13 protein-coding genes and 1 other annotated feature are annotated in these 18,039 nt (G+C 52.3%); of the genes, 3 read left to right on the top strand and 10 right to left on the bottom strand.

Translation table 11 applies throughout. The annotated features are described in order from the left end of the window. Positions 1 to 50: 50 nt before the first annotated feature. The 5 genes from carB to pyrR all read right to left on the bottom strand — a co-directional run bounded on the left by carB (position 51) and on the right by pyrR (position 7,436). Positions 51 to 3,263, bottom strand: coding sequence for a carbamoyl-phosphate synthase large subunit (gene carB / locus EYB31_RS14990; RefSeq protein ID WP_131014166.1), 3,213 nt, complete (start codon positions 3,261 to 3,263; stop codon positions 51 to 53). Then, positions 3,250 to 4,428, bottom strand: coding sequence for a glutamine-hydrolyzing carbamoyl-phosphate synthase small subunit (gene carA, locus EYB31_RS14985; protein ID WP_131014165.1), 1,179 nt, complete (start codon positions 4,426 to 4,428; stop codon positions 3,250 to 3,252). Before carA ends, carB begins: the two co-directional genes overlap by 14 nt. 36 nt (positions 4,429 to 4,464) lie before the next feature. After that, on the bottom strand, positions 4,465 to 5,751 hold the full coding sequence (locus EYB31_RS14980) for a dihydroorotase (protein ID WP_131014164.1): 1,287 nt from the start codon (positions 5,749 to 5,751) through the stop codon (positions 4,465 to 4,467). A 252-nt stretch (positions 5,752 to 6,003) separates the two neighbouring features. Further along, the gene (locus tag EYB31_RS14975; protein ID WP_131014163.1) at positions 6,004 to 6,912 is read right to left on the bottom strand and encodes an aspartate carbamoyltransferase catalytic subunit; all 909 of its coding nucleotides are present in this window, start codon (positions 6,910 to 6,912) and stop codon (positions 6,004 to 6,006) included. Then, positions 6,909 to 7,436 (bottom strand): bifunctional pyr operon transcriptional regulator/uracil phosphoribosyltransferase PyrR, encoded by a 528-nt coding sequence (gene pyrR, locus EYB31_RS14970; protein WP_240762468.1) that lies wholly within the window; start codon positions 7,434 to 7,436, stop codon positions 6,909 to 6,911. The genes EYB31_RS14975 and pyrR overlap by 4 nt, the downstream gene beginning before the upstream one ends. Positions 7,437 to 7,955: 519 nt before the next feature. Here pyrR and dapD point away from each other — a divergent pair. Then, a complete protein-coding gene (gene dapD, locus EYB31_RS14965; protein ID WP_131014161.1) occupies positions 7,956 to 8,666 on the top strand; it encodes a 2,3,4,5-tetrahydropyridine-2,6-dicarboxylate N-acetyltransferase in 711 nt (236 codons plus the stop codon). Between the two features lie 192 nt (positions 8,667 to 8,858). Then, on the top strand, positions 8,859 to 9,992 hold the full coding sequence (locus tag EYB31_RS14960; protein WP_131014160.1) for an N-acetyldiaminopimelate deacetylase: 1,134 nt from the start codon (positions 8,859 to 8,861) through the stop codon (positions 9,990 to 9,992). Between the two features lie 165 nt (positions 9,993 to 10,157). Here EYB31_RS14960 and EYB31_RS14955 read toward each other — a convergent pair whose 3' ends face one another. The 3 genes from EYB31_RS14955 to lspA all read right to left on the bottom strand — a co-directional run bounded on the left by EYB31_RS14955 (position 10,158) and on the right by lspA (position 12,826). Then, positions 10,158 to 11,324, bottom strand: a complete 1,167-nt coding sequence (locus EYB31_RS14955) for an aminotransferase A (RefSeq protein WP_131014159.1) — start codon at positions 11,322 to 11,324, stop codon at positions 10,158 to 10,160. Positions 11,325 to 11,395: 71 nt separating this feature from the next. After that, the gene (locus EYB31_RS14950) at positions 11,396 to 12,337 is read right to left on the bottom strand and encodes an RluA family pseudouridine synthase (RefSeq protein ID WP_131014158.1); all 942 of its coding nucleotides are present in this window, start codon (positions 12,335 to 12,337) and stop codon (positions 11,396 to 11,398) included. A 3-nt stretch (positions 12,338 to 12,340) separates the two neighbouring features. Continuing rightward, positions 12,341 to 12,826 (bottom strand): signal peptidase II, encoded by a 486-nt coding sequence (lspA, locus tag EYB31_RS14945; RefSeq protein WP_131014157.1) that lies wholly within the window; start codon positions 12,824 to 12,826, stop codon positions 12,341 to 12,343. A gap of 179 nt (positions 12,827 to 13,005) precedes the next feature. Between lspA and EYB31_RS14940 the strand changes: the two genes are divergently transcribed. Then, positions 13,006 to 13,713 (top strand): TraR/DksA C4-type zinc finger protein, encoded by a 708-nt coding sequence (locus EYB31_RS14940; protein ID WP_131014156.1) that lies wholly within the window; start codon positions 13,006 to 13,008, stop codon positions 13,711 to 13,713. 656 nt (positions 13,714 to 14,369) lie between these two features. Here EYB31_RS14940 and ileS read toward each other — a convergent pair. After that, positions 14,370 to 17,141 (bottom strand): isoleucine--tRNA ligase, encoded by a 2,772-nt coding sequence (gene ileS / locus EYB31_RS14935; RefSeq protein WP_131014155.1) that lies wholly within the window; start codon positions 17,139 to 17,141, stop codon positions 14,370 to 14,372. Between the two features lie 53 nt (positions 17,142 to 17,194). Beyond that, positions 17,195 to 17,457: a binding site (T-box leader), on the bottom strand. A gap of 65 nt (positions 17,458 to 17,522) precedes the next feature. Next, the gene (locus EYB31_RS14930; RefSeq protein WP_131014154.1) at positions 17,523 to 18,005 is read right to left on the bottom strand and encodes a DivIVA domain-containing protein; all 483 of its coding nucleotides are present in this window, start codon (positions 18,003 to 18,005) and stop codon (positions 17,523 to 17,525) included. Between the last annotated feature and the right edge of the window lie 34 nt (positions 18,006 to 18,039).

Below are 18,039 nucleotides of genomic sequence, written 5' to 3'. Positions count from 1 at the left end.
CAGCGGCGTGAAGCGAAAGCCTAACTGTGCTAACCAATTTGTCCGTTATGTTATACGTTAAAAACCGGCATCGGGCGCGATTGGAAATTGATCGCCTCAAGCATATGCAGCAGCGCGCGCACCGTATCCAGCGACGTCATACATACAACGCCGTTTTCCACCGCTTCGCGGCGGATACGGAAGCCGTCCCGCTCCGGAGTTTTGCCTTTCGTGAGTGTATTGACCACAAAATGCGCTTCTCCGTTGCGAATCAGATCCAATATATTCGGTTCGCCTTCGCTCAGCTTATTGACCGTAGTCACTCTCAGACCCGCGTCCTTAAGCGCTTTGGCAGTACCGCCGGTAGCGACGATCTTATATCCGAGCTTGTCGAAGCCGGACAAAATTTCAATCGCTTCCGCTTTGTCTTTATCGGCGACTGTCGCAATGATCGAACCGGTCGGCGGAATTTTCATGCCGGAACCAAGCAACCCTTTGTACAGCGCTTTGGAGAAGTTCTGGTCACGTCCCATAACTTCGCCCGTCGATTTCATTTCCGGTCCAAGCGTCGTATCTACGCGGCGCAGCTTGGCGAAGGAGAATACCGGCACCTTGACGGAAACATAGTTGTCTTCCGGCCACAATCCGGTTTCATAACCGAGCTGCTGCAGTGTTTGACCCATAATGACTTTGGTCGCTACGTTAGCCATCGGCACCTTCGTCACTTTGCTCAAGAACGGCACGGTACGCGAGGAGCGCGGGTTTACTTCGATGACGTACACTTGGTCTTGGAATATGACGAACTGAATGTTGACAAGACCGACAACTTTAAGGCCTCTGGCGATTTTTACGGTAATGTCGATAATTTGCTGCTTGATCTCGTCGGAGATCGTTTGCGGCGGATACACGGCGATCGAGTCGCCGGAGTGAACCCCAGCTCTTTCCACGTGTTCCATGATGCCCGGAATGAGCACCGTTTCCTTGTCGCAAATCGCGTCAACTTCGACTTCTTTGCCCAGCATGTAACGGTCGATCAGAACCGGATGCTCCGGATTGATTTTCACCGCATATTCCATATAACTCAACAGTTCTTCGTCGGAGTACACAATTTCCATTGCGCGTCCGCCAAGCACGTACGACGGACGGACAAGTACCGGATATCCGAATTGGGAAGCGACCGCAACCGCATCGTCCACCGAAGTGACAGTGCCGCCTGGCGGCTGTGCAATGTTCAAGCTGCGCAGCAGCGCTTCGAACTTTTTACGGTCTTCGGCAGCATCGATGCTTTCCAAATCCGTACCAAGAATGCGCACGCCCGCTTTAGACAACGGCGCCGCCAGATTGATCGCCGTTTGGCCGCCGAATTGCACGATAACGCCGATCGGCTTCTCATGTTCGATGATATTCATAACATCCTCGAAGAAAAGCGGCTCGAAATACAACCGGTCGGATGTGCTGAAGTCGGTGGAAACCGTCTCCGGGTTGTTATTGATAATAACCGCTTCGTAACCGGCGGCTTGAATCGCCCATACCGCATGTACGGTAGAGTAGTCGAATTCGATGCCTTGACCGATACGGATCGGACCGGAACCAAGCACAAGCACCTTTTCTTTGGTCGTTTGCGTTACTTCGTCTTCGGTCTCGTAAGTCGAGTAGTAATATGGAGTGGTCGCTTCGAATTCAGCGGCGCAGGTGTCAACCATTTTGTACACCGGCTTCAAGTTCAGACCGATACGGTATGCGCGAACGTCGGCTTCTTGCGTCAAGTTCAAGCCTTCGGCCTCGTGGCGGATTTCTGCGATTGCACGGTCGGTGAAACCTTTGCGTTTGGCTTCCCGCAGCAGCTCTTCGGTCAACTCCGGCTGCTTCAGCTGCTCTTCGAACTGAATCATACCTTCGAGCTTGCCAAGGAACCACCAGTCGATTTTGCTCAATTCTTGAATTTGTTCAAGTTGATAGCCGCGGCGGAATGCTTCGGCAATCAGGAACATACGTTCGTCATCCGGTTTTTGCAGACGAAGTTCGAGCGTTTCCGTATTCAGTTCCTCTGCGCCTTTCAGATACAAGCGGTGAACGCCGATTTCCAGGGAACGGATCGCTTTATGAATCGACTCTTCAAAAGTCCGGCCAATCGCCATGACTTCGCCTGTCGCTTTCATTTGCGTGCCCAGCTTGCGGTTTGCCGCTGTAAATTTATCGAACGGCCAGCGCGGAATTTTCGATACAATATAGTCAAGGGTCGGCTCGAAGCAAGCGTAAGTTTGGCCCGTAACCGGGTTAACAAGCTCATCCAGCGTGTAGCCAATCGCGATTTTCGCCGCCATTTTGGCGATCGGATAACCGGTTGCTTTGGAAGCAAGCGCCGACGAACGGCTTACGCGCGGGTTTACTTCGATGACGTAATATTGGTAGCTGAAAGGATCCAGCGCAAACTGCACGTTACATCCGCCTTCGATGTTCAGCGCACGGATGATTTTAATTGCCGCGGAACGCAGCATTTGGTACTCGCGGTCGGACAACGTTTGGCTTGGCGCCACGACGATGCTGTCGCCGGTATGTACGCCAACCGGGTCAAAGTTTTCCATGTTGCACACGACGATACAGTTATCGTTTGCGTCGCGCATCACTTCGTATTCGACTTCTTTCATGCCGGCGATGCTTTTTTCGATCAAGCATTGGCCGATAGGGCTGTAACGGATACCGGAAGCGACGGTTTCCAGCAGTTCCTCTTCCGATGCGCAGATGCCGCCGCCTGTGCCGCCAAGCGTATAAGCCGGACGTACAATGATCGGGTAACCAATCTCGTTTGCAAAATCAACAGCCTCTTGCACCGTCGTCACGATGACGCTGTCCGGCACAGGCTGTTCCAGCTCGCGCATCAAATCGCGGAACAAATCGCGGTCTTCGGCACGTTCAATCGCTGTAAGCTGCGTTCCGAGCAGCTTGACGTTCTCCCGCTCCAGCACGCCGTGGCGAGCCAGCTCAACAGCCATATTCAGTCCCGTTTGGCCGCCCAATGTCGGCAGCAAGCCGTCGGGACGTTCTTGACGAATAATTTGTGTGACAAAATCAAGGGTGATCGGTTCGATGTATACTTTATCCGCCATGTTGGTGTCGGTCATGATGGTGGCCGGGTTGCTGTTGATCAGCACCACTTCCATGCCCTCTTCTTTTAACGCTTGGCAAGCCTGTGTTCCGGCATAGTCGAATTCGGCAGCTTGGCCGATGACGATCGGGCCGGAGCCGATCACGAGAATTTTCTTCAGTTGATTATTTTTTGGCATAGTGTAATTCTCCTTTCAACTCGGCGGAAACGGGAGCCGGTTTGAATTTGGCCGCGGTGTATACCTGCGCCTGGCGCGGCAGCTGCGGGTTGTCCTGCTTGAACTTGCGGATCGATTCAAGGAAATCGTCGAACAGGTAACTTGAATCAAATGGTCCCGGAGCTGCTTCCGGATGGTACTGCACGGAGAACGCAGCATATGTTTTATGACGCAGACCTTCGATGGTCTTGTCGTTGTTGTTGATATGAGTCACTTCCAGCTCAGTGCCGGCGATGGAATCTTCTTTTACCGTGTAGCCGTGGTTTTGCGATGTGATGTAGCAGCGGCCGCTGATCAAATCTTTAACCGGGTGGTTGCCGCCGCGATGTCCGAATTTGAGCTTGTCGGTGTCGGCGCCGCAAGCCAGCGCGAACAGCTGGTGTCCAAGGCAGATGCCGAAAATCGGCAATTCGCCAAGCAGTTGACGGATCATTTCTACCGCATGAGGCACGTCTTTTGGGTCCCCAGGGCCGTTGGACAGCAGAACGCCGTCCGGCGACAAGCGGCGGATTTGATCGGCTGTAGCGTCTTGAGGCACGACAACAACGTCGCAGCCGCGTTTCACCAGATCACGTACGATGCCGCTTTTGGCTCCGAAATCAACAAGCACGATTCTTTCTTTGGAGCCTGGGCTGCTGAACACGCTTTTCGTCGATACGCGGGAGACTTGATCGGTCATCAGCGGAGTGGATTTCATCTGCTCCAGCAGTTCAGCCACCGAACGGGTCGATGTCGTCAAAATCCCTTTCATCACGCCATGGTGACGGATACGGCGGGTCAACATGCGTGTGTCGATTTCGCTGATTCCGATAATGCCGTATTCTTTCAGCAGCGTGCCGAGCGAATATTCGCCGCGCCAGTTGCTGGGCACATCTTCATGTTGTCTGACAACAAAGCCATGAATGAACGGGCGCACCGACTCGAAATCATCGCGGGTAATGCCGTAGTTGCCGATCAGCGGGTATGTCATCGTGACGATTTGTCCACAATAGGACGGGTCGGACAATACTTCCTGATAACCTGTGATACCTGTATTAAACACGACCTCGCCAACGGAGTCTCCTTCGGCTCCGAACGACTTGCCCGTAAATAAAGTGCCGTCTTCCAACAATAATCTTGCTTGCATAATTTATTTTCAGCTCCTTTGCAGTTTCGCGCTTCGTTAATTCGCCCAGACCGTTTTACCGCCTACGATCGTACGTACCGGCCAGCCTTTCAGCTGCCAACCGGTGAACGGCGTGTTGCGGCCTTTCGAAGCGAACTCCGCAGGATCAACCGCTTGTTCCGTGTCCAGATCGATAATCGTGATGTCTGCCGTTTTTCCTGTTTCCAGCGTGCCAAGCGGAAGTCCAAACACTTGCGCGGGAAGGGAAGTCATTTTGTCTACTAAAAACTGCAGCGTCCATTGTCCGGTCGCCACAAACTTGGTGTACAGCAGCGGGAACGCCGTCTCGAAACCGACGATGCCAAACGGCGCAAGCTGCATGCCGCGCGCCTTTTCTTCCTCGCTGTGCGGCGCGTGGTCAGTGACGATGATATCTATCGTGCCGTCAACCAGCCCTTCGATGACCGCTTGCACATCTCTTGGCGTACGCAGCGGCGGGTTCATTTTCCAGTTCGCATCCATGTTGTCCGGAATATCCTCATCCGACAAAATGAGATGGTGCGGGCAAACCTCCGCGGTAACTTTGATGCCAAACTGCTTGGCGTGGCGGATCAGGCGTACCGACTGCTCGGTGCTGACGTGGCATACGTGATAATGCACGCCGGTTGCTTCCGCCAGCAGTACGTCACGGCCGACATGGATCGCTTCCGATTCGTTCGGGATGCCCTTCAGCCCGTGCTTGCGGGCAAATGCGCCCTCGGACACCGCTGCGCCTTCGACCAGCGTGTTGTCTTCGCAGTGTGCGATGATCGGCAGGCCGATCGCCGCCGCTTCGCGCATCGCGTCTTTCATCATCTGTGCGCTTTGCACGCCGACGCCGTCGTCCGTGAAGCCGATGACGCCTGCATCCTTCAGCGCGGTAAAATCGGTCAGTTCGCGGCCAAGCTCGTTTTTGGTGATGCAGCCGTAAGGCAAGACGCGCACAACACCTTCCGTTTCGGCTTTGCCGAGCACATATTTCACCGTGTCTACTGTGTCGATGACCGGGCGCGTGTTCGGCATGCAAGCGATTGTCGTGAAACCGCCGCGGGCTGCCGAGCGAGTCCCCGTTGCAATCGTTTCTTTATGTTCAAAACCCGGCTCGCGCAGGTGAACGTGCATATCGATCAGTCCCGGCGTGACCAGCTTGCCCGCCGCGTCGATCGTTTCGTGTCCGGCCGTATCCGGCAGTCCGGAAGCGGCATCTACGATTTGCCCTATTTTATCGCCATCTATAAATATATGTTTGGCCGCAGTATCATTGGCGGCTTGAACTACACTTGCGTTAAGTATCCAGATGCCCATAAGTTCCTCCCGAAAATATTTACTATTTTAAAGCTGTTAGGAGTTTGGTTGTTGCTTTTGAATTTTTATTCGTGCACTGTGTATGGAGGGGTAAGGGAATGGTACGTAAAGTTTACGTCCGCTTTGAAAACCGTGTTTTTACCATAAGATCAATTCGAGAAAAACACGGTTTTCATTGGCGGTGGAGTACCGTCCCTTTCCCGTAATACACATCAGTCACGTTTAATATTTCACAATCGCCAATCAAACTCCCTAGCTCAGCGCCCGCTCGATGACCGCCATCCGAATCGGCACACCATTAGCAATCTGCGTGAACACCTTCGACTTGTCGCACTCCACCAGCGCGTCATCCAGCTCCACATCGCGGTTGATCGGTGCCGGATGCATGATGATCGTATGCGGCTGCAGCTTCGCCGCTCTTTCCACCGTCAAGCCGTACTGCTCGCGGTATTCCTCGGCCGACTTGATCATGCCGTTTTCGTGCCGTTCCAGCTGCACTCTCAGCATCATGACCACATCCGATTGCAGCGCTTCTTCCATTGATACATATGGCGCGTATTCGCCCAGCTCGGCAGCTCTCATGTTGTCCGGCGCGCAAAACTTTACCTTTGCCCCCATTGCGGTCAAACCCCATAAGTTCGATCTGGCTACCCGGCTGTGCATAATGTCGCCGATAATCGATACCGTCAGCCCTTTGATCTCGCCAAAATGCGCCTGCATTGTGTACATATCGAGCAGCGCCTGTGTCGGATGCTCGTTGTTGCCATCCCCTGCGTTGATGAGCGGGATGTTGATTTTCTCCGCGAGCTCCTGCAGCACACCTGTCGGCTTCAGCCGGATCACACCGGCGTCAATGCCCATGGACTCCAACGTTTTTACCGTGTCGTAGATGGATTCGCCCTTCTGTACGCTGGACACCGCCGCCGAGAAGTTAAGCACTTCGGCGCCCAGGCGTTTCTCCGCAACCTCGAAAGAAAATCTTGTTCTCGTGCTGTTTTCAAAAAACATATTTGCCACAAACCGGCCTTGAAGCTGATTTGTTACCTTTATGGAGTATTGTTCCCAATATGCGGCCCGATCCAATATGCTGCGAATTTCTTCTTGTCCCATCCCTTTTAAGCCAAGCAAATGTTTCTCCGTCTTCATCCGAACCATCGTCATTTGCGTTTCCCTCCTTTGGCATATAAAGCGACTTTGTCCTTCTTGTCGATTTCTTCAAGCAGCACTTCGATTCGTTCCATCTTGGAAGTCGGTACGTTCTTGCCGACGTAATCGGGCCTAATCGGCAGTTCGCGGTGTCCGCGGTCAATCAGCACGGCCAGTTGAATCATTTGCGGCCTTCCTTGATCGATCAGAGCATCCATTGCGGCCCTTACCGTACGTCCGGTATACAACACATCATCGAACAAAATGATTTTGCGATCCTGAATCGCAAGCGGTTCGCCCGTCTTGACCGACTCCACCGATGGAGCTTTCACCCGATCGTCGCGATAAGAGGTAATATCCAGCTCGCCTACAGGCACGGGGACCGATTCGATTTCATGAATCCGCTGCGCAACGCGCCGGGCCAAATAAATGCCGCGGGTGCGAATGCCGATCAGCATGCAGTTGTCCACACCTTTGTTTTTTTCCAGAATCTCGTGGGCAATCCTTGTCAGAGCGCGGCGGATTGCCGTTTCGTCCATAATGACCAGCTGTTCATCCCGTTCCAAGGTGAACACCCTCCTACAGTTGCGTCTGTGTGCCATACTTCCGGGTCCGTGAGAGCGCAGCTTCGAATATTGACCTCTGCGCAAAAAAGCTCCCTGCCCATAAGGACAAGGAGCTTTCATCCGGTAACAACCGCCAGAATGCTGCGCAGCACAAGACCAGCTTGATACGCGCACGCCTGTTCCGGTCACAGCCATAGAGATGGCGCATAACCGGGCGGTCATCAATCTTTTTAAACATCGGACACCTTGTCAGTCTCACGGGACTGTCTTTAAAGGTTCTATTCAACTAAAGGGATTATCCCACTTTCGACAAAAGAAGTCAATCCTAATTTTTTGCGGAATGGAACAACGGGCTGTCTTAATATTTTCCTTGTTTGCTTGGAAAAAATGATGCTTTCTGCTACTATATTTTAAAGAGGTAGTTCAACTTGTTACTTCATAGTATGTCGGATCAGCCGGCATCCATTTTGACGAAAAAAGGAGAATATTAGCATGTCCGAAATGAATACGATGGAAATCATCAATTTTATCAAAAACAGTGTAAAGAAAACGCCTGTCAAAGTTTACATAAAAGGCAACCTTGACGCAATCGATTTTGGCGCGGATGTAAAATCGTTTATTACAGGCAATACCGGCGTTTTATTCGGCGAATGGAGCGTCATCAGCCCTGTGATCGAAGCCAACCAACAAAACATCGAGGATTATGTCGTTGAAAACGACCGCCGCAACTCGGCGATCCCGACGCTGGACTTAAAAGGCATCAACGCTCGTATCGAGCCGGGCGCGGTCATCCGCGACATGGTGTCCATCGGCAACAACGCCATCGTCATGATGGGCGCTACAATCAACATCGGCGCATCCATCGGCGACGGTACTATGGTTGATATGAACGTCGCTATCGGCGGCCGCGTGCAAGTAGGAAAAATGTGCCATATCGGCGCAGGTTCCGTATTGGCGGGTGTCATTGAACCTCCTTCCGCACAACCTGTAGTCATTGAAGACGACGTGCTGATCGGAGCCAACGCGGTTGTTCTCGAAGGCGTACGCATCGGCAAAGGTTCCGTTATCGCCGCCGGCGCCATCGTAACTCAAGACGTTCCGGAATACAGCGTTGTTGTAGGCGCTCCGGGCCGCGTCATTAAGAAAGTGGACGATAAAACGAAATCCAAAACGGAAATTTTGCAGGAGCTTCGTCAACTGTAATATACACCGCAGGCCGGAGGGATTCCCTCCGGCCTTATTTAACGATAAGCGGCAATCCACCCCTGTTTCTGCGGCGGACCGATCCTTGTAGGATTGAGATAATTTGAAGCGGACAAGTAATTCCTTTCGGAATGGAGCGGACTTCCAAAACATGGGTTCAATTTATATAGTAAAAAAAGCGAGGATAAAACGATGACCACCCAGGCAAGCTCATTTGTAGAGCTGCGCAGGCAGCTTCATCAGATTCCGGAACCCGGCTTCCAGGAATTCAAAACACAAGCCGTTCTGCTTGAACGAATTGCCGCATTGCCCCAAGAGCATCTGGAGGTTCGGACATGGCGGACCGGCATCTTAGTCCGTGTGAAGGGCACCGCTCCGCGGCGCACATTTGGTTATCGCGCCGATATGGATGCGCTGCCGATTGAAGAAAACACTTCTTACCCGTTTCGCTCCCAGCATCCGGGTTACATGCACGCCTGCGGACACGACCTGCACATGGCCATCGGCATGGGCGTTCTGAGCGCATTTGCCAAGCAGCCAATGAGCGACGATCTTGTACTGGTGTTTCAGCCCGCCGAAGAAGGCCCGGGAGGCGCCTTGCCGATGCTGGGCAGCCAGGAACTGCAGGGCATGATGCCTGACCAGATGGTGGCGCTGCACATTGCGCCCGAATATCCGGTCGGCACCATTGCAACGAAGCCGGGTATTTTATTCGCCAATACTTCCGAATTGTTTATCGATCTAACGGGCAAAGGCGGCCATGCCGCATTTCCTCATCAAGCCAACGATATGGTGGTAGCCGCCGCGCAGCTGGTTGGCCAACTGCAAACGATCGTGGCCCGCAACATCAATCCGCTGGATTCGGTCGTCGTCACGATCGGCAAAATCGAAGGCGGCACCAAACAAAACATTATCGCCGAAAAAGCGCGCCTGGAAGGCACGATCCGCACGATGTCGATCGATACGATGAGACGTGTGAAAGCCCGGATTGAAGCGCTGGTTTCCGGTTTGGAGACCGCTTTTGACTGCAAGGCGAGTATTGATTACGGTTCGAACTACTGCCAGGTGTACAATAATCCGGCCGTTACCGAAGAATTTATGAATTTCGTCCGCACCGACGGCGCGATGAATCTGATTGAATGCACGGAAGCGATGACCGGGGAAGATTTCGGTTATTTCCTGGAACGTATCCCCGGTTTCATGTTCTGGCTTGGCGTCGACACGCCGTACGGCCTGCACCATGCCAGCATTGAACCTAACGATCAGGCGGTCGATCCGGCGATCGAAGTCATCGTCCGTTATTTACGCTGGAAATCCGCACAGTAGCGTACTATCTCCGCTATGCTCTATGTGAAAGCGAAACGCAACCCAAGCAAAAAGCCGATCAACCCCTCATTTGACAACGGGGCGATCGGCTTTTTTTATAGTGTCGGAAAGGCACGCAAGCCCCCCGCTCGTTTATCCGAGAGAGGCTCCGATTAGAAGTTTTTCTTATTTTAAGCTTTGTACAAACCGCTCCAGCCGGTTCAGCGCTTCTTTTAACGAGTCCATCGAATAAGCATATGAAATGCGGATAAATCCTTCGCCATATGATGAGAATGCATCCCCCGGCACAACGGCTACTTTTTCCTGCTCCAGCATCTTCATCGTGAAATCCATCGAACTGAGGCCAAATTGCGCAATCGACGGAAAGATGTAAAACGCCCCTTCCGGCCGTTCCGTAACCAGCCCGATTTCAGCCAGTCTGCGGTGCACAAAATCTCTGCGTTCCCGGTATGCCTCTTTCATCGGTTCCGCGTCGTTTACGCCGCCGGTTAGCGCTTCTAATGCGGCATATTGGCTGATCGAGCTGGCGCACGTCAAATTGTATTGATGCACCTTCACCATGTGCTGCGTTAAATAAGCGGGAGCAAACGTAAAACCGATCCGCCATCCGGTCATGGAATGCGATTTGGACAAGCCGTTAATGACAATTGTCTTGTCTCTCATTCCTTGGAAGGAAGCAATCGATCGATGCGGTCCGTCATAAATCAACTCGCTGTAAATTTCGTCGGAGATGACAAAAATCGATTTATCCTTAAGCAGCTTGCCGACCGCCTCCAGCTCAGCGGCATCCATCACACGGCCGGTCGGGTTGGACGGATAACACATCACGATACAACGTGTACGCGGCGTAATGGCTTTCTCAAGCAGCTCCGCAGTCAGCTTAAAACCTGTATCTTTGGTGTCCACCAATACCGGAACTCCCCCGCTTAGGCGTACTAGCGGTTCGTATCCGGGATAAATCGGCCCGGGCATAATCACTTCGTTGCCCGGCTCCAAAATCGTCCGCAGGGTGATGTCCAGTGCTTGACTGGCCCCGGCGGTAACGATGATTTCCTTGTCGGGGTCGTACGACAATTCGTATTTTCCTTCAACAAACGCCGCAGCGGCGCGGCGCAACTCAATTAAACCCGGATTGACCGTATATACGGTTTTATTGGCGTCAATCGCTTTTTTCCCCGCCTCCAATATATGTGCCGGCGTCGGGAAGTCCGGTTGGCCGATCGTCAGCGATACGACGTCCTGCATAGCCGCGACCATATTGGAAATTTTACGGATGCCGGAAATTTGAATGTTCTGCACATCTTTATTAACTAACGATTCTAAAAGTGACATGCGTCCTTCACTCCCGTTCCCCATTGAATTTGCGAAATTGCCCTGATCTTGCCGTGATGCGCGTCCTGCTCTTATTGCATTCGCAAGCGCTCCAGCAAATGTTCCATTTCTGCCGGCAGCGGCGCTTCAAACCGCAGCTGTTCCCTTGTCCTCGGATGAGTAAACCCAAGAACCGCCGCATGCAGCGCCTGTCCTTCCACGTCCATGGTGATACCTTTGCTTCTCCCGTAGGCCGGATCCCCGACAAGCGGATACCCGATAAACTTCATATGAACCCGGATCTGATGTGTTCTCCCCGTCTCCAGCTTCAGTTCCACCAGCGTATGACCTGAAGCAAACCGTTCCAGCACGACAAAATGCGTAACCGCACGTTTGCTGTTTTTTTCCGTTACCGTATACAGCTTGCGGTCCTTTAGATCGCGTCCGATCGGAGCGTCAATGGTTCCGTTATCGTGAGGCAAATTGCCATGGACAATAGCGATGTATTTCCGGTCCACGTCGTGATCTTTCAGCAATCCGGCTAAATGCTGGTGCGCCAGATCGTTTTTGGCCGCCATCAGCAGGCCCGATGTGTCTTTGTCGATCCGATGTACGATACCCGGACGCATCACTCCGTTAATGCCGCTAAGGTCCTGACAATGGTACATCAGCGCGTTAACCAAGGTACCCGAATAGTGGCCCGGAGCAGGATGCACAACCATCCCGCGCGGCTTGTTCACTACGATCACGTCAGCATCTTCATAAACGACTTCGATCGGGATCGGCTCGGCTTCGATCAGCAGCTGCTCCGGCGGAGGCTCAACCAGTTGAACGCTGTCACCTACAGCGATTTTATAGTTAGACTTGACCGTTTTGCCGTTTACCGTAACATGGCCGTCTTTAATCCACTGTTGAATCAGCGTACGCGAGACGTCCTCTTCTATCGATTCGACGACAAACTTGTCCAGCCGTTCGCCTGCATCTTCCGTATCAGCCGTCCATTCCAGCCGTTCTTGCTCTATTTCGTTAATCAAAGCTTATCTCCGTTCCCTTCTCCAACTAATCAGAGAATCCAAAAATATTAAAGCGACACCGATACAAATTGCCGAATCGGCGATATTAAAAATCGGGTACGTATAGTCCACCGCCGTGCCAAACCAGTTGAATTGAAACCGGAACTGCAAGAAATCGACCACTTGTCCAAACAACGAACGGTCGATAAAATTACCCAGCGCCCCGCCAAGCAGCAGCCCAAGCGCAATGGGCATCAACCGTTTTTTCTCACGGCGCATTTTTTCCAAGTACCAGATTACGCCAACAACAACAACCAAGGTGATGATGACAAAAAACCACCGCTGATTTTGTAGAATGCCAAAAGCGGCGCCTTTATTCCGGTGGGACGTAATTTGAAAAAACTCGCCGATCACCGGTCTAGTCTCGCCAATGGCCAGCCTGTCGACAATAAGCCACTTGGTTGCCTGATCTACAAGCAATACGATAAGTGCGTAAATATAATATCTCAAGGGTTCATCTCCTTATTCCGTTTCCCCGAAATAGCAAGGAATTACCTCTCTAAAATAAGCGCAATCCGTAAAAGCTAGCCATATGAACTTGCTGCTTCCCTTATTATCCGATAGGCGATCCGCTAAACAACCCATCTCATTTTATACATGTTCTTATGAGTTAAAAGGAGGCGTGCTTTTTGAACCCGTTATCGGCCCAACAGCTTACCGAGCTGAAGCAAGAGCTGCTCCGGCAAAAGCAAGATCTCGAACATCGTCTTGAACAAAACAAATCATACGGACTTTCAGAGTCGATTGCCGAGCAGACCGGCGAACTCGCCGCATATGACAACCACCCGGCCGATCTTGGGTCGGAAGTGTTTGAACATAGCAAAGATTTAGCCTTAAATGAAAGCTCCGAGCATCAGCTGGAAGATATCGGGGCCGCTCTTTCCCATATGGATGCGGGAAATTACGGTCAATGCGCCGTCTGCGGCAAACCGATTCCATTTGAAAGACTTCAAGCCGTGCCAACAACCGAATATTGTATCGAGCATTCCCCCGATACGCACCGCACGGATCGGCCCGTGGAGGAAAAACTGCTGTACCCTCCATTCGGGCGGACCAGTTTGGATGAGCGTTCGGATCAAAATCAATTCGACGGCGAAGACGCTTGGCAAATCGTCGAAAGCTGGGGAACCTCCAATACGCCTGCCATGCAGGAAAACCCTAATATAATCGACGGGTACAACGACATGTACATTGAATCCGACGAAAATGACGGATACGTCGAATCGCTCGAAAGCTTTCTTGCTACCGACATCTACGGCCACGACGTCATGGTGCTGAGAAATAAAGCGTACCGCGAATATATGGACGGCGGCGAAGGTGAAGGTTTGCTTGAATAGGGGGGGACGACCCCCTAAATCCCCCTGGGAGGGGGACCCCAGGCGCTGCGCCCTGGACCCGCCGCCGGTGGAGCTCCTTCGTGCCTCCCATTCAGCGTTTGTCCCGCTGCTCGTCGCTATCGCTTGAGCTTGCGGGACACGCTTTACTTTGGGCGCGATGATGCGGGGTGCTCCTTCGTGCCTCTTTTTTCAGCGTTTGTCCCGCTGCTCGTCGCTGTCGCTTGAGCTTGCGGGACACGCTTTACCTTGGGCGCGATGATGCGGGGTGCTCCTTCGTGCCTCCCATTCAGCGTTTGTCCCGCTGCTCGTCGCTATCGCTTGAGCTTGCGGGACACGCTTTACCTTGGGCGCGATGATGCGGCGTGCTCCTTCGTGCCTCTCATTCAGCGTTTGTCCCGCTGCTCATCGCTGTCGCTTGAGCTCGCGGGACACGCTTTACCTTTGGCGCGATGATGCGTGAACTGCTCTTGTGCCTCGTACCCGCGCTTGTTACGCCTGCTTATCGCTATCGCTTAAGCTCGGCGCGCCGCGCTTTACCTTTGAGCGTTCAGTTCCATTCGATCCTGCAAGCCAATTCCTTCAACTGATAAACGAGCTGTCGGCATATTCCACATAGCCGACGGCTCGTTATTTCTCTACATACCCGTTACTGCATATTACGCCTCGGTGCTGATTTTCTCCATCACGGACGCGCAGCGTTTGCACAGAGTCGGATGCTCATGGTTGTGGCCGACTTCCGGTGTAACAATCCAGCAGCGTTCGCATTTTTCACCTTCTGCCGGTACTACGAGAACGGACAGCTGTTTGAAAGCCATCGCTTCAGACGGCGCAACTGCGCCTGCTTCGAATACTTTTACTTGAGAGACGATAAACAATTGATCGAGCTCATCGAACTGCGACAGCAGTTGGGCCGTTTCGGCATCCGGGTACAAATGTACAGCGGCGCTGAGCGAGTTACCGATCAGTTTGCTTTTACGCGCTTCTTCCAGAGCTTTCAGGACGTCGTCGCGCAGGGCATTGAACTTGTCCCACTTGGCTTCGAGTTCGGCGTTATATACCGAAATGTCGACAGCCGGGAACTCGGCAAGCTGCACGCTGATTAAATCGGCACCCGGGATGTATCTCCATACTTCGTCTGCTGTGTGCGGCAAAATTGGCGCAATCAGCTTAGTTATTGCCAGAACCGTGTCGTACAATACCGTCTGTGCCGCTTTACGCTGAGCATTGCCCGGTTCGTTTACGTACATCCGGTCTTTGATGATATCCAAGTAGAACGCGCTCATTTCCACTGCGCAGAAATGGTGCACAGCTTGGTATACGATATGGAACTCGTATTCGTCATAAGCTTTGATTACACGTTCCGCCATGCGGTTTAAGCGGATGACGGCATAACGGTCCAACTCGCTTAGTTGCTCGTAAGCTACGCGGTCCGTTTGCGGATTGAAATCGGACAAGTTGCCAAGCAAGAAACGCAGCGTGTTGCGGATTTTGCGGTACACTTCGGTAATTTGGTTCAAAATGTTATCTGAAATCCGGTGATCGGCCTGATAGTCGACCGAAGATACCCATAAGCGCAAAATATCGGCGCCCAGCTTGCCGCACACGACGTTCGGATCGATCGTGTTGCCCAGCGATTTGGACATTTTCCGGCCTTCGCCGTCCAGCGTAAAGCCATGGCTCAAAATGCCTTTATAAGGTGCGCTGCCGCGTGCGGCGACGCCTGTGATCAAAGATGAGTTAAACCAGCCGCGATATTGGTCGGAGCCTTCCAGGTAAAGATCGGCCGGCCACTGCAGCTCGGGACGTGTTTCCAGAACGGCCACATGGCTGGAGCCGGAATCAAACCATACGTCCATGATGTCGGTTTCTTTACGGAAATGTGCAGTGCCGCATTTCGGACAAACCGTTCCAGCCGGCAGCAGCTCCGCTTCGTCTCTCAAGAACCAAGCATTTGAGCCTTCCTCGGCGAAAATTCCGGCTACATGTTCGATCGTCTGTTCGTTGACGATCGGCTCGTTGCAGCTGCGGCAGTAGAAAATCGGAATCGGCACGCCCCATGCCCGCTGGCGGGAAATACACCAGTCGCCGCGTTCGGCGATCATGTTGTGCAAACGCACCTCGCCCCATTCCGGCGTCCAGTTTAGATTTTTGATTTCCTCCAGCATTTGAGCGCGGAATTGATCGATCGATGCAAACCATTGCTCTGTCGCACGGTAAATGACCGGTTTTTTCGTACGCCAGTCATGCGGATATTGGTGCTGAATCATACTGAGCTTCAGCAGATGTCCGGAGTTTTCCAGCATTTCCGTAATCATTTTGTTGGCTTTATCGTAAAATACGCCTTCAAAACCCGGAGCTTCCGCCGTCATATGCCCTTGGTCGTCAACCGGACACAATACGCCCAAATTGTATTTTTGGCCAATGGCAAAGTCGTCTTCGCCGTGTCCCGGCGCCGTATGCACGCAGCCCGTACCGGCTTCCAGCGTCACATGCTCGCCGACCATCACAAGCGAGGTGCGGTCATAGAAAGGATGACGGCACAATACGCCTTCCAGCTCGCTGCCTTTGTACTCGGACAATACCGTTACATCGGACCAGCCGATTTCTTTGGCCGCCGCTTCCAGCAAACCTTTGGCCAAAACATATTTTTTCCCGCCCGTCTGTACCAGGGCATATTCATAGTCCGGATGTAGGCTGATGCCCAGATTGGCCGGCAGCGTCCAAGGGGTTGTCGTCCAGATGACAATCGACGCATCCTCCGGCAGCTTGCCTTTGCCATCCTGCACCGCAAAAGCGACATAAATCGAAGCCGAGGTTTTATCCTTGTATTCGATTTCCGCTTCGGCCAGCGCGCTTTCCGAGGATGGGGACCAATACACCGGCTTGAGTCCCTTGTAGATGTAACCTTTGCGCACCATTTCGCCGAATACCCGGATTTGCTGAGCTTCATATACCGGATTTAACGTAATATACGGTTGCTTCCAATCGCCGCGGATGCCCAGACGTTTGAATTGGGATTTTTGCTTTTCTACCGATTGCAGAGCGTACGCTTTGCAGTAATCGCGGAATTCGGGAATGCTCATTTTTTTGCGGTCCACTTTGCCGCTGTTGGCAATGGCTTGTTCGATCGGCAAGCCATGCGTATCCCAGCCGGGAACATACGGCGCGTCGTATCCCTGCATCGTTTTGGAACGGACGATAATGTCCTTCAGCGTTTTATTTAGCGCATGCCCGATATGAATGTCTCCGTTGGCATACGGAGGCCCGTCGTGCAAAATAAATTTAGTCCGGCCTTTGCGGCTCTCCTGCACTTTTGCATAGATGTCGATATCTTCCCAATGCTGCTGCATGTTGGGTTCAGCCTGCGGCAAATTCCCGCGCATCGGAAAGTCGGTTTTCAACAAGTTTAACGTTTTTCCATAATCCATGATTTTTGTTCACTCCCTTTGTCATTCACAACGCAAAAAAAAACCCTCATCCCCAAAGGGACGAGAAGTCTCGCGGTACCACCCTTATTAAGACAATGCCAGCGAAGCAGCGAGCAATCAGCCGCCTCCGCAAACAAGCCTTCACTTGAAAAGATTGATAACGGCGTCCAGCCGGTCTTCTTTACTGACGCCTTCCGGCGCGTTCAAAAGACACTCCTGGGTGATCTTCAGGCAGCACGTAAGATTAGGCTTGCACCATGACCCTAATTCGCTGACAAACGCGACGTGCCTTACTCTTCCCAGTCATCGTTTTCCTGTTGTGTTACCATGCAGTATAACCGAAATACGCGAAAATAGTCAACCTCGCGCAAAGCAAAGCTCTTATTGATTCTCTTCGATCGTCACGCGCTCCAAGGAACTCCAATCTTCCTTGCTCAGCAGCTCGAGCTGCGCTTCCAGCAAAGTGCGGAAACGTGTCCGGTAGATCGAAGCCTGCTTTTTCAATTCTTCGATTTCCATCGCAATTTTACGGGATTTAGAGATCGATTCGTTTATAATCCGATCGGCATTTTTCTCCGCTTCCTTAATGATCAGCTGCGCTTCCTTCTTGGAATTGTTCTTCACTTCGTCGGCGGCTTCCTGCGCTACGATAATCGTTTTGCTGAGCGTTTCCTCAATATTGGCAAAATGGTCAAGCCGCTCTTGGAGGACAACCAACTGACTCTGCAAGTCTTTATTTTCGCGGATAAGCGCTTCGTAGTCTTTGATTACCTGGTCCAGGAATTCATTCACATCATCTTCGTCATATCCGCGAAACGATCGGCTGAACTCTTTATTATGTATGTCGAGCGGTGTTAAAGGCATTGTGTACCCTCCTAAAAATAGGCTGTTCCATTAC

It is taken from the genome of Paenibacillus thalictri (assembly GCF_004307995.1).
Classification (GTDB): Bacteria; Bacillota; Bacilli; order Paenibacillales; family NBRC-103111; genus Paenibacillus_AF; species Paenibacillus_AF thalictri.
Note: the sequence above shows the minus strand (reverse complement) of the source record. Positions and strands in the feature narration are given on the sequence as shown.

Bases quoted from the DNA above. Each gene is read 5' to 3' on its own strand.
- EYB31_RS14955 (WP_131014159.1), bottom strand. From the start codon at position 11,324: ATGTCACTTTTAGAATCGTTAGTTAATAAAGATGTGCAGAACATTCAA.
- ileS (WP_131014155.1), bottom strand. From the start codon at position 17,141: ATGGATTATGGAAAAACGTTAAACTTGTTGAAAACCGACTTTCCGATG.
- dapD (WP_131014161.1), top strand. From the start codon at position 7,956: ATGTCCGAAATGAATACGATGGAAATCATCAATTTTATCAAAAACAGT.
- EYB31_RS14930 (WP_131014154.1), bottom strand. From the start codon at position 18,005: ATGCCTTTAACACCGCTCGACATACATAATAAAGAGTTCAGCCGATCG.
- EYB31_RS14975 (WP_131014163.1), bottom strand. From the start codon at position 6,912: ATGACGATGGTTCGGATGAAGACGGAGAAACATTTGCTTGGCTTAAAA.
- EYB31_RS14960 (WP_131014160.1), top strand. From the start codon at position 8,859: ATGACCACCCAGGCAAGCTCATTTGTAGAGCTGCGCAGGCAGCTTCAT.
- carA (WP_131014165.1), bottom strand. From the start codon at position 4,428: ATGCAAGCAAGATTATTGTTGGAAGACGGCACTTTATTTACGGGCAAG.
- carB (WP_131014166.1), bottom strand. From the start codon at position 3,263: ATGCCAAAAAATAATCAACTGAAGAAAATTCTCGTGATCGGCTCCGGC.
- EYB31_RS14980 (WP_131014164.1), bottom strand. From the start codon at position 5,751: ATGGGCATCTGGATACTTAACGCAAGTGTAGTTCAAGCCGCCAATGAT.
- pyrR (WP_240762468.1), bottom strand. From the start codon at position 7,436: ATGGACGAAACGGCAATCCGCCGCGCTCTGACAAGGATTGCCCACGAG.